This window comes from Polaribacter sp. HA6-7, assembly GCF_055693625.1.
Genome location: NZ_CM146338.1, coordinates 1,195,774 through 1,208,695 on the forward strand (window position 1 = coordinate 1,195,774; position 12,922 = coordinate 1,208,695).

Annotated in this window: 9 protein-coding genes and 4 pseudogenes; 4 read left to right on the forward strand and 9 right to left on the reverse strand. The window is 29.6% G+C overall.

Annotated elements, in window-relative coordinates:
• Positions 1–175 precede the first annotated feature (175 nt).
• The 4 genes and pseudogenes from ACZ1HD_RS06600 (at position 176) to recG (ending at position 4,382) form a co-directional block, all read left to right on the forward strand.
• Positions 176–1,204 (forward strand): hypothetical protein, encoded by a 1,029-nt coding sequence (locus ACZ1HD_RS06600; RefSeq protein WP_472688967.1) that lies wholly within the window; start codon positions 176–178, stop codon positions 1,202–1,204.
• Positions 1,205–1,314: 110 nt separating this feature from the next.
• Positions 1,315–1,989: a hypothetical protein gene (locus ACZ1HD_RS06605; RefSeq protein ID WP_472688968.1), complete on the forward strand. Its 675-nt coding sequence runs from the start codon at positions 1,315–1,317 to the stop codon at positions 1,987–1,989.
• Positions 1,976–2,221, forward strand: coding sequence for a hypothetical protein (locus ACZ1HD_RS06610; protein WP_472688969.1), 246 nt, complete (start codon positions 1,976–1,978; stop codon positions 2,219–2,221). Before ACZ1HD_RS06605 ends, ACZ1HD_RS06610 begins: the two co-directional genes overlap by 14 nt.
• A gap of 68 nt (positions 2,222–2,289) precedes the next feature.
• Positions 2,290–4,382 (forward strand): annotated as a pseudogene (gene recG, locus ACZ1HD_RS06615) (ATP-dependent DNA helicase RecG).
• Between the two features lie 16 nt (positions 4,383–4,398).
• Here the strand turns inward: recG and ACZ1HD_RS06620 are convergent.
• The 9 genes and pseudogenes from ACZ1HD_RS06620 to serC all read right to left on the reverse strand — a co-directional run bounded on the left by ACZ1HD_RS06620 (position 4,399) and on the right by serC (position 12,917).
• Entirely contained in the window at positions 4,399–5,076 is a 678-nt protein-coding gene (locus ACZ1HD_RS06620) for an anti-sigma factor domain-containing protein (protein WP_472688970.1), read from the reverse strand.
• Between the two features lie 114 nt (positions 5,077–5,190).
• Entirely contained in the window at positions 5,191–5,721 is a 531-nt protein-coding gene (locus tag ACZ1HD_RS06625) for an RNA polymerase sigma factor (protein ID WP_472688971.1), read from the reverse strand.
• A gap of 149 nt (positions 5,722–5,870) precedes the next feature.
• Positions 5,871–6,590, reverse strand: coding sequence for a hypothetical protein (locus tag ACZ1HD_RS06630; RefSeq protein ID WP_472688972.1), 720 nt, complete (start codon positions 6,588–6,590; stop codon positions 5,871–5,873).
• A 329-nt stretch (positions 6,591–6,919) separates the two neighbouring features.
• Positions 6,920–7,831, reverse strand: coding sequence for a hypothetical protein (locus ACZ1HD_RS06635; protein ID WP_472688973.1), 912 nt, complete (start codon positions 7,829–7,831; stop codon positions 6,920–6,922).
• Positions 7,818–8,911 (reverse strand): annotated as a pseudogene (locus tag ACZ1HD_RS06640) (3'-5' exonuclease). The gene ACZ1HD_RS06635 and the pseudogene ACZ1HD_RS06640 overlap by 14 nt, the downstream one beginning before the upstream one ends.
• Positions 8,912–8,936: 25 nt before the next feature.
• Positions 8,937–9,604 (reverse strand): annotated as a pseudogene (locus ACZ1HD_RS06645) (YggS family pyridoxal phosphate-dependent enzyme).
• Between the two features lies 1 nt (position 9,605).
• A pseudogene (locus ACZ1HD_RS06650) lies at positions 9,606–10,843 on the reverse strand (DUF1015 domain-containing protein).
• A 3-nt stretch (positions 10,844–10,846) separates the two neighbouring features.
• Positions 10,847–11,797 carry a D-2-hydroxyacid dehydrogenase gene (locus ACZ1HD_RS06655; protein ID WP_472688974.1) on the reverse strand — a complete coding sequence of 317 codons (951 nt, stop codon included), beginning with the start codon at positions 11,795–11,797 and terminating at the stop codon, positions 10,847–10,849.
• A gap of 52 nt (positions 11,798–11,849) precedes the next feature.
• Positions 11,850–12,917, reverse strand: coding sequence for a 3-phosphoserine/phosphohydroxythreonine transaminase (gene serC / locus ACZ1HD_RS06660; protein ID WP_472688975.1), 1,068 nt, complete (start codon positions 12,915–12,917; stop codon positions 11,850–11,852).
• Positions 12,918–12,922 lie beyond the last annotated feature (5 nt).

Here is a 12,922-nt window from a genome sequence, read left to right on the forward strand (position 1 = left end):
AATAGCAAAACAAGCAGATTTTTCAACAGGTGTTGTTACTCCTTTCTCATCAAATACTTATGCTGGTTTTAACATAACTTCGGCTAATTTATTAACCGCAGATGTAATTGGTAACATCACTATTTCTACATATTTAGATAATGTTTTTCAAGAAGATAATTCTAATTACAACGCTTTGGTAAATGTACCATTATTAAGTTCAGACACTCAAAATGTAGGTTTTGTTACAACAAAGCCTTATGACGAAATTAGAATAACCGTTTCACAACCAATTGGTGTAAATTTAGGTGAAATTCAAGTAAATTATCCTGTTGTAAAAAAATATTGTGTTAGCAATCCTTTTAACTGTAATGAGCAAGTTTCTTGGGTTCATTCAAATCATCCGGTAGAAATCTCTACTGTAAATAGCAATGGTTTGATTGCTGCTGGCGGAACTATAGATAATATCGACAATATTATAAATTCAGATACTACAGATTATGCCGAAATAGATTTAAGCGTTGGTGTAATTTCTAATCTAGAAATTGGTGTTTATGATGTTTTGCAAGAATATTCAGGGCCTCAATTTGTAGGTTTCGAAATTGAAACAGCAACTTTATTAGATGTAAATCTTTTAAATAACATTTCATTATCTACCTACTTAAATGGGGTTGCAACTGGCGATAGTGTTAGCGGCGCTAATATACTTTTAAGTGCACCACTTTTAGTGGGGTTAAATAAGCAAACAATTGGTATGGTTACTTCTAATATTTTTGATGAAGTAAGATTAGAGTTTAATACAACGGTAGGTGCAAATTTAGGTGTTTTTAGAATTTATAATTCTACGATAAAAAAATTGTGTACTAAAGAATTAGCCTGTAGCGAAACCTATTACTTGAATTCGCCGGAATTTTCTACTTATGTAGATTATTCAAAATCAAGCGTTTCTGGTTTAGTTTGTGTAGGCTGTAATGTTTCTAATACAGACGCGATATTATCTGCTTCAAATTCAGATTTTGCATCAATAAATATTACAGCAGGTGTTGCTGCAACTGGTAGTTTGGCAGTTAGAGACGCTACAAATGCTTATCCAGCAAATTCTACTGCAGGTTTTGTAGTTAAATCAAATTCTTCAATAGTAGAAGTTTCTTTGTTTGATAGTATAACTATAGAAACTTTAGACCAAAATGGTAATGTACTAGAATCTGCTTCGGTTCAGACTTAATTGATTTAACTGTTTTAATTAATCTTTTAGGAGGAACACCTAACGGAATTTATAATTTAGGTTTTGAAACCACACAGAAATATTACGGAATTCAAATTACTGTTGCAAAATTGGTAGACGTAAATACAAATTTAGATCTAACAGATAATAATGATTTAGATATTTACGGTGCTTTTGTAGACACGCGAGGCGCAACAGGTGCTGGTTTTGAGTTTTGTTTAGACACAGATAAAGATACAGTGCTTGATGTTAATGATTTAGATGATGATAATGATGGTATTATTGATGCTGAAGAAAACGGAGGTATAAATCCTATTTTAGATTCAGACGGAGATACAATTTTAGATTACAAAGATTCTGATACTCCTGGTTTTGTAGATTCTAATTTAGACGGAGTAGATGATAGATTTGATTTAGATTTAGACGGAATTATAGATCAACATGATACAGATGCCGATGGTGATGGATGTCCGGATGCTATTGAGGGTGCAGGGAATTTTATTTTTGATGATTTGGTAAATAATAATTTTGGAACGATTGCAGAAACATCTGTAGGAACAAGTTTAGGTATTCCGTTGTTAAATGGTGTTTTGGCTTCTCAAAGTATAACACCAGCAGTTCGTGATAATTTAGATAATTACTCTTGTTTTATAGATTTATCTATTGTTAAAACAGTTGAGAATCCTGTTGTTAAACTTGGCGAGACCGTAATTTTTAATATTACGATTACAAATAACGGAGGTTTAATTGCTAATAATGTTGTTGTAAAAGATGTTTTACCGTGAAGGATTGACGTATAATGAAAGTTCTTCTTCTATTCCAAATAATACATTATACAATCCAGAAACTGGTTTATGGAGTTTTGGAACGGTTCAAATAAAACAAGGCGAGTCGTTTACCTTAAAATTAGCATCAAACATTATAGAAAAAGGTATTTTAAAGATAAATAAAACAGAAGTTTTTACATTTAACAATGCACAAAATGAATTCGATTCTATAGCAAATTCTGATGATTAAATAATACGAAAAATTCTATATTAGTTTTAAAGGATAATCTGTATTTTCGTTACTCCTAAAAATTAATTTTGAATTTAGATTATCCAATAACATATATTAAAGGTGTAAGTGTGCAAAGAGCTGCTCTTTTGTATGCAGAATTGGGTATTAAAACATGTAATGATTTACTTAATTTTTATCCTTTTAGATACATAGATAAAACTACTTTTTACGCAATAAAAGATTTACAACCAAGTACAGCAGAAGTTCAAATTGTTGGTAAGATTACTAGAGTAAAATCTGTGGCTCAAAAAGAGGAAGTAGGTTAGTGGCAACATTTCAAGACGCTACTGGCACCATGGAACTAGTTTGGTTTAAAGGGCAAAAATGGATTAAAGATGCTTTAAAAATTAACGAGCCATACGTGGTTTACGGTAAATTAAACCATTATAATGGTAATTTTAGTATTCCGCACCCAGATTTAGAATTGGTTAAAGATTATAAAAAAGTTGCAAAGCAAAATGCAACCTGTTTATCATTCCACAGAAAAATTAGTGAATTCGGGTGTTTCTAATAAAATGATTCGAGGTTATGTGCAAAATCTAATTCAACAGGCGTTTGATATTATTACAGAGAGTTTATCTAAAGATATTTTAGAAGAATACAAGTTAATGCCCAAAAGAGAGGCACTTTTAAATGCTCATTTCCCTAAAAATCAAGAAAGTTTAGCCAAAGCACAAAGCAGATTAAAATTTGAAGAATTATTTTTTATTCAATTACAATTAGTTAGAAAAAAGTTAATTAATAAAACAAAAATTAAAGGTTTTGTATTTGAAAATGTAGGACCAATTTTTAATAATTTTTATTCAGAAAAACTTCCTTTTGATTTAACAAATGCACAAAAAAGAGTTTTAAAAGAAATTAGAAAAGATGTTGCCTCTGCAGCACACATGAACAGACTTTTACAAGGCGATGTTGGTTCTGGTAAAACAATTGTTGCAATTTTATCGATGCTTTTAGCTATCGATAACGGCTATCAAGCAACCATTATGGCGCCAACAGAAATTTTAGCAAATCAACATTTTACAGCTGTATCAGAATTATTAGAAGGCTTAAATGTAAAGGTAGATATATTAACAGGTTCTGTAAAAACAAAAAAAGAAGAGAAATTCATCAAAATTTAGAAGATGGCACTTTACATATTTTAGTAGGTACACATGCTTTGTTAGAAGATAAAGTTGTTTTTAAAAACCTAGGAATAGCAATTATTGATGAGCAACACAGATTCGGAGTTAAGCAAAGAGCTAAATTATGGGCAAAAAATACATTGCCACCTCATATTTTAGTAATGACGGCTACACCAATTCCTAGAACTTTAGCAATGTCTGTTTATGGTGATTTAGACATATCTGTAATTGATGAGTTGCCTCCTGGTAGAAAAGAAGTTAAAACTGTACACAGGTTTGATAGCAATAGATTGTCTGTTTTTAAGTTTATGAAAGATGAAATAGATAAAGGCAGGCAGGTTTATTTAGTGTATCCGTTAATAGAAGAATCCGAAGCTATGGATTATAAAGATTTAATGGATGGTTATGAAAGTGTTGCAAGAGAATTTCCATCACCAAAATACCAAATAAGTATTGTACATGGTAAAATGAAACCTGCTGATAAAGAATTTGAAATGCAACGTTTTGTAAAAGGCGAAACACAAATTATGGTAGCTACAACTGTTATAGAGGTTGGGGTTAATGTGCCTAATGCGAGTGTAATGATTATTGAAAGTTCCGAAAGATTTGGACTTTCACAATTACATCAACTAAGAGGAAGAGTAGGTAGAGGTGCAGATCAAAGTTATTGTATTTTACTATCTAGTTATAAATTATCTGAAGAAGCTAAAACACGTCTTAAAACAATGGTAGATACCACCGATGGATTTAAAATTGCTGAAGTAGATTTAAAATTAAGAGGTCCGGGTAATATTATGGGAACGCAACAAAGTGGTGTTTTAAATCTTAAAATAGCAGATGTAGTCAAAGATTCTAAAATTTTGGTTGCCGCTAGAAATACAGCTATTTCTGTTTTACAAGATGATAGTAATTTATCGAAAGAAGAAAACTTACCAATAAAACAAGCATATATAAAAATGACCAAATCATCTAAGATTTGGTCAAATATAAGTTAAACTTTTAGTTCATTTTTTATGGAGTAGAAGCTACCACAGCGCCTAAAGCATATAATTGCTCTAAAGTTGGAGACTCGCTACCACCTTCATCTTCTAAAGTAATACCAAACGCTTCAGATTCATTTGCGTTTTCAATAGTGAAAATCTTATTAGTATCTGCTGTAAAAGTATCGATTGTACCTAAACTTGTAGGTGTTAAAGGACTCATTTTTAAAGACCAAACCTGGTAAACTTTACCTTTTGGTGGTTCCGGTAATCCTTTAGCATCTAAATAAATACTTTTTGTTTTCTTGTCCCAATAAACTTTAGCGTAAGAATCCGGAGAAACTTTCTGTCCGTCTAGTGGTACTGATATAATTTCTTTATCTCTAAAAACTGTAATTAGTTTTTCTGCTTCTGCTAAACTATTAGAAGCTTTCTCTATTTGTTCTTCAAGTTGTACTTTTTCTGATGCAACTTGTTCTTGTAATTTATTGTTTTTAGAAATAGACCAAATTAATGTACTTCCTAAAAGTACAGCAGCTGCCCAACCAGTAAACTGAGTCCAGTTAGTTTTGCGTTCTGCAATTTTAATTACTTTTGTATCGTTATTATTTATGCCCTTTAAAATATCTGTAAATAAATAAGTTGAATCTTTTTTTGCAGCAGCAGTTAATTTTACAATAGCATTTTCTATTGAGGTAACTTCGGCCAAAAGTTCGGGCTTTTTTAACTGCATTGTACACTTCTTCATTCTCTTTTTCAGAGAGAGAGCCTGCTACATACAGTTCTAAAATTCCTGATTCTATGTATTTTTGTATATCCATTATTAAACGCCTACCATTGTTCTTAATTCTGCAATACAATTTCTATTGCGTGTTTTTACTGTACCAAGTGGTATGTCTAATTCTTCTGATGCTTCTTTTTGTGTGTAGCCTTTAAAGAATAACAATTCTATTACAGATTTACATTTATCACCAAGGTTTTTTACAAACTCTTTAATGCCTATTGCATCTGTAGAATTATTTAGATTATCACTTGTTTCTAATATATCTACGAAAAAATCTGAGTTAAGGTTTTGTTTCGACTGCTTAAACTTCTTAGAACGAGTGTAATCTATAGCTGCATTTCTTGCTATATTTAAAATCCAAGTAAAAAATCTACCTTTTTTAGAGGAGTAAGAATCAGATTTGTTCCAAGCTTTTATAAAAACATCTTGTGTTATTTCTTGGGCAACATCGTCATTTTTTACGATAGTATTAACAACACCGTAAATACTATTACAATACATATTGTAAAGTTTTTCATAGGCTTTTACATCCTTTTGTTGAAAATCTATAACTAGTTTATCTAAATTCATAATTTCTATTAATTGCTAATCTATTAAATATAATTGATAATTTAACAAATATTAACATTTTTAAAATAGCTGTTTACTATTTTTAAAATCAATTTTTAAGCTTAACTGTTTGTGGGTCAGTAGTTTTTATTTTTAATCTTCTTAAACTGTTAAACTTTATTTTTTTCTAATAGAATAAAAGAGTTTTCGGCAATAATTATTTGTTTAAAATATTCTTTTAAAGCGAAATATTCTTCACTCGTATATGTTTTTCTATTGATACTAAAGCTAACATATAAATTTATTGTATTATCTTTTTGTTCTGACTTTATAATAAACGTACCTCCTTTATTAGGTAATGCAATTGCTTTGTTTTTCGGTAATTTAGATACTTTATATTCTTTTGGAATTGTTAAACTTAATGAAAAAGTACTTTTAAAAGGGTGTGCGAAATCTACCGGATAATTTCTTTCTTTTAATTTAAAAGGATTCACATTTATTCTTTCAAAAATAAAAGGGTTAATTCTAGCCGTGTTTCCTAAATCTTCATTCATAAAGATCTTAACTTTAAAAACTTCTGTAATAGGTTTCTCAATTAAATCTTTAGAAACAACTTTATAGTCTTCTACTTCTAGATCAACATGTTTAGATTCTACTTCATCTAAGTATGAATCTTTTGATAAACTTGCTAGTTTTTTTCTTTGTTTTTGTGCGTAATATCCTGTTTTTCTTATAAATAAGTTTCCAGTAAATACACCTTCTGCATTTAAAGTAAGTTTACTATTTATATTTTTATTTGAATTTATCGTTGGCTCTAAATAAGTCCAGTTTCCTTCTTTTTCATAATTTATAACCCTTGCTTCTCCGTTTAAAGTTCTTATCGGAACCAAGCCAAAGGGTAAAAATTTATCAGTAGCATCTAAATAATAATCTTTATCATCGATATTTACTTTAACGATTACGTAATTATAATCATAAATAACAGGATGTAGTTTTGTCGGGATACCATTATTTCTTGTTGATAATACAACTAAATTTGTGTTTATGTTTGCAGCCGTTAAACTATTATAAAGTGATACGTTTATTTCGCCAACATTGCCGGATTTTTCATTAAAAGCTGTTTTTACTTTTGCGTCTTCATTGGTCCAATTTTTATCATTCCATGTATAATGATTTTGAATAAACTTGTAAATTTCTTTTGCTTTTTTAAGTTCATTTTCTATTGAGAATAAATTTTCTCGTAAATTTTTTCTAAAAAACTCTTCTTTGAAGTTTGATTGTTAAAAAATTGAGCTTTTAACTTTTTGTCTGCTTTTTTCCAAGTAGTTGTGTAGCTTGTTTTATCACCTCTCACATCTGTGTATGAGATTAAATCGAAAGTAATTCTTGCCAAATAATTTTTCTTACTTAGCATATATTCTTCTTTTTTAAAGGCCGGTACGTTATTCATACCATAAGAATATATAATACATGCACCTTCGCCAACGCCATCTATATAAACACATTTCTTTTTTATAGATGGATTATCTTTGTCTAAATTTAAATAGCCAATTAATCGAACATGGTATTTATAATTACCCAAAACAGCTGCGTCAAATTCACTTTTAATTTTTGGTATTTCAGATTGAAAAGTCCAATCGTCTAAACCTAAATATGGCGATAAAACACTGTATTTATATTCGATAACACTACCTTCTTTAATTTTAGAAAGTGTAAATTTTTTAGTTTTCCAGCTTTCACTATTTTCGATAGTAAAAACATCTTTATCCATAAGATTATTTTTTACAATTCTAGAATCATCATTGATATTGTATGTAATTGCTTTTAAATCAACTAATCTTTCTTTTTTGTATAAATCGATGCTAATATTTGCTAAATCGAAGGCAGATTTATTAAAGATTTTAATTCTGTAATAATAATCTGTTCTAGTATTATAATCGTTATTTGGATCTAGATAAACATTGGCATGTTCATATAAAACTACAGCAGCGGCAGTAGAATCTTTGTCATAAATAGACATTTTTAATTCTTTGAGTGTAGTTTTACCTAGTTTAGTAGATTTTTTTGCTTGTGCAATGTTAATAGATGTGTGTGTAAGTAATAGTAGTAGTAAAATTTTAATCTTTTTCATTTGAAAGTCTAACAATTTTTTTAACAGAGCTTGTATTTAAGTAGTTTTTAACAATAGTTTTTGCAAGGTTTTTATCTTCTATTGGTGTTAATACAGATTTTAAAATATCTAAACGATTTTCTTGATAAGCTAAATTTGTATAACCATAACCAAAAACCTCTTTGTTTTCTACAAGTATAACAGCGTGCTCTTCGACTTCTCTTCCTTTTTCATAAATTAAAAAATCTTCGTTGTTAAACTCGCGCAAGTTTGGTTTTCTTTTTTTCTGAAGTTAAATTTTGGTGAAAGTATATCTAATTCTATATAATATTTAAGTCTAGTAAATAAATCGTTGCCAGTTTTTTCGAAAGAAATTGCAGCAGCTCTATCTTGAATTTTTACCGCTCTACGTGTTTGTTTTAAAAACAATTTATTTACTTCTGCTTTTACATTTTTGCCACGACCTAAAAAAATCACTTTGCCTTTTGCATCATGAATGTAAAATAAACCTTGTTCTTTTGGTACAGAATCGATAAGTTTCTGTAACCTTTCTTTTTCAACTCTTTTGTCGTGGTATTTAACAGAATTTTGAATAATAGATTTGTCGATGTCTTTCTCTAACAGAAGTTTAAAAAGTTGCACGGTCGCCAATGCGTCACCGGAAGCTCTATGTCTATCGGTCATTGGTATACCTAAGGCTTTTGTTAATTTACCTAAGCTATAAGAAGGTTGATCTAATATTAGTTTCTGACTTAATTCTACAGTACAAAGTGTATTTCTATTAAAATCATAACCTAATCTATCAAACTCGGTGCTTAAAATTCTATAATCAAAAGCAGCATTATGCGCAACTAAAGTACAATCTGTAGTAATTTCTATAATTCTTTTAGCAACCTCATAAAATTTAGGTGCATTTTGTAGCATTTTGTTGTTTATACCGGTAAGTTTTACAACAAATTTTTGGATTTCTTTTTCAGGATTAACAAGACTAATAAATTGATCTACAACCGAGTGTCCGTCAAATTTATAAATAGCAATTTCTGTAATGCCTTCTTCATTAAATTTACCTCCTGTTGTTTCAATGTCTAGTATAACGTACAAATTCTATATCTTTTTAAGCAATTAATTAGTTGTAGTTTCTATTACCAAAGATAGAACTTCCTACTCTAATCATAGTACTACCACAATCGATAGCTAAGTTATAATCGCCACTCATTCCCATAGAAAGAGTTTCTAACTTGCAATTGTCTTTAATTGTAGCAGTTTTATGTTTGTTAAAAAAGGCTTTTAATGATAAAAACTCTTCTTCTAGTTGTTTCTTGTTTTCTGTAAATGTAGCCATTCCCATGAAACCTACAATTTTAATATTTTTTAAATTTTGTAATTCTTCAGAAATTAATATTTTTTCAATTTCATCAAAAGATAAACCAAATTTAGTTTCTTCCTTTGCTATTTTGGCTTGTAATAGACAATTAATTACTCTGTTATTTTTTTGGCTTGCTTATCTATTTCTTTAAGTGTCTTAAATTTATCTACACCATGAATTAAATCTACAAAACTAGCCATGTATTTAACTTTATTGCTTTGCAAATGGCCAATCATGTGCCATTTAATGTCTTTTGGTAAAACCTCGAATTTGTTTACCATTTCTTGAATTTTATTTTCACCAAAAATACGCTGACCAGCATCATATGCTTCCTGTAAGTCTTCTACTGGCTTTGTTTTAGAAACAGCAACTAAAGTTACAGAACTTGGTAAACTTTCTTTTATTTGATTTAGATTTTCTGTAATCATTTTAAAATTCGTAAATAGTTAATGCACTTCTTAATTTTGGTTCTATATAGGTAGTTTTTGGAGGCATCAACAAACCAGCATCTACTATTTCTTTTAATTCTGATATGGTTGTTGGTAACATGCCAAAAGAAACTTTAAACTCGCCAGTAATCTACTTTTGTTTTCAATTCTAAACTATCAGATTTATCTTGTGAATATACTATTTTAGAATCGTTTCTGATGTCTTCTATACCCAAAATTGGTTTTAAAACCGTTGTATATAATATTTGGGCATCTAATTTACTTAAAGAATCTGTAAAATTATATAAAGATTTGCGCAAGTATAAAGCATAAAACTCTCCATTAAGATACATGCTAAAATGGTGTTTCTCTTTTGGTTTGTACAACTCTTGTTTTCTGTTTTCTATTCTAAAAATAGTGTCTAATTCTATTAAAAATTCATGCGGAGTAAGGCCGTTTAAGTCTTTGATAAATCGATTAAATTCGTAAATACTTAATTGACTTTCTGTAACAAATAACTCATAAAAAAGTTATAAGCTTCTTTACCTGTATGATTTGGGTTTTCTTTTGCTAGTCGATCTGCCAACAAACAAGAAGATGTTGATCTATGATGACCATCGGCAATATATAACGTATCAACCTCTTTAAAACCTTGTTCTATCTTTGCAACATCTGTCTTATCATTAACAACCCACAAGAGATGAGCAGTTTTATCTGTTGATGAAAACTCGTATTCTGCTCTTTCTTTTGTGTATTTTTTTATTATTGATGATATATCATCATTGTCTGGATATGTTAAAAGCACTGGTTCTGCATTAAAACCAGTGTTTTTTAAATAATTTTCAAACAACAGTTCTCTTTCTCTTAAAGTGCCTTCGTGTTTTTTTATAACATCGTTATGATAATCTTCTACAGAAGTTGCAGAGATTATTCCGCAGAAAGAATTTGTTGCAGTAATTTTTTGATAAATGTAAAAACCAGGTAATTCATCTTGAAAGAAAATTTCGTCTTCTTTAAATTCTAAATATCTGTTATGTACCAATTTAAAGCGTAACTCTCCTGTAATATCTTGTTTGTGATATTTATAACCAGGATTTATAACGTGTAAAAATGTATACGGATTAAAAGCTAATTTAGAATTTAGCATTTCGGTGTATAAACTTCATAAGATTTAGAAGAAACCAAAGCTGCTTTATCTCTTTTAGCTCTTACCGCTTTAAAAGGTTTAACAATTGCCATATTTTATCTTAAAAGTGCAATAATTTGAGATGCTAATTCTGCACCAATTCTTTCTTGTGCGTCTATACTTTCTGAACCAATGTTTGGTGATAAAGAAATCTCCGGATTCATTAATAATTGTACCGCAGGTGTTGGCTCTGTTTCAAAAACATCTAAACCAGCAAATTGTACTTTACCACTTTCTATAGCTTTTACTAAATCTACTTCGTGTAAAATACCTCCTTTTGCAGTATTGATGATTCCTACACCATCTTTCATTTTTTCAATTTCTACACCACTAATAATGTATTCTTCTTGTGCTGGTGCATGTAAAGTAATAAAATCAGATGCTTCTAGAACATCATCTTTATCTATAGTTTCTATATTAATAGTAACTTTTTGACCGTTAAAAAAATCTATAGAAATTGGTGCTCCTGTAATTCTATCATCCGAAGCAATTACATTCATACCCAAAGCTAAAGCAATTTTAGCAACAGCTTGTCCTGTTTTTTCAAAACCGATAATACCTAATGTTTTTCCGCGTAACTCTAAACCGCTTGCATAAGCTTTCTTTAAATCTTTAAAGCGAGTATCTCCTTCTAAAGGCATTTCTCTGTTAGAAGAGTGTAAAAATCTTGCCATTCCGAATAAATGAGCAAAAACCAATTCTGCTACAGCATTTGCCGTTGCGTTTGGTGTATTTATAACGTGCAAACCATTATCTTCTGCAAATTCTACATCTACATTATCTGTATTTACACCACTAATACCAATCAATTTAATACTTGGGCAAGCTTCTATTAACTCTTGTCTTACTTGCGTATTATTTTTAACCAATATTGCATCAATATTATTATCGTTTATATAGTTTTCTAATTGATTTTGTGCAACTTTAGTAGTTAATACTTCAAAACCTCCTTTTTCTAAAGCGTCTATTCCGCTGTTAGAAATACCGTCATTTGCTAATATTTTCATTCTTTTATTTCAGTCTGTTCAAATTTGTAATTAAATAAGAACGGTTTGTATTTTATTTTTGATTTCTCTCAAATTCTTGCATTACATCTACCAAAACCTGTACACTATATAAAGGTAATGCGTTGTACATGCTTGCTCTATAACCACCAACACTTCTGTGTCCGTTTAAGCCATTTATACCAGCTTCTTTCCACATTTTATCAAAAGCTTCTTTTAAAGAATCATTTGTAATGTTAAAAGTTGCATTCATAATACTTCTATCTTCTTTAGCTACAATTCCTTCGAAAAACGGATTTCTATCAATTTCTGAATACAATAAATCGGCTTTTTTAGCATTTACTTTTTCAATAAATGGAATTCCGCCTAAATCTTTAAGCCATTGCAAAGTTAACATAGAAACATAAACAGCAAATACAGAAGGTGTATTAAACATACTATCTTTATCTATATGTACTTGATAATTTAACATAGAAGGAATGTGTCTTTCTACTTTTCCTAAAATTTCTTGTTTAATAACAACTAAAGTTGCACCTGCTGGCCCCATGTTTTTTTGAGCACCTGCATAAATTAAATCGAACTTTTCGAAATCTAATTGCCTAGAAAAAATATCTGAGCTCATATCACAAACTAAAGGAACATTTGTTTTCGGAAAAGTTTTCATTTGTGTACCAGCAACAGTATTATTACTTGTGCAATGAAAATAATCTACATCTTCCGGGATATTATATTCTTTAGGAATGTAAGAAAAACCTTTATCTTTAGAAGAACCAACTTCTATTAACTCGCCAAAAGCTTTTGCTTCTGTTATAGCTTTGTTAGACCAAGTACCCGTATTTAAATACGCAGCTTTTTTGTTTAATAAATTATAAGCAACCATTAAAAACTCTAAACTAGCGCCACCTTGTAAAAACAAAGCTTTGTAGCCTTTATTTTCTAAACCTAATAATTCTAGAGCTAAAGATCTCGCTTTTTCTATAACGTTTACAAAAGATTCGCTTCTGTGAGAAATTTCGATTAAAGATAAATTATCATCATTAAAATTTAAAATTGCTTCAGATGCTTTTTTAAGAACTTCATCCGGTAGAATACAAGGTCCTGCGCTAAAATTATGCTTTTTCATTTTTA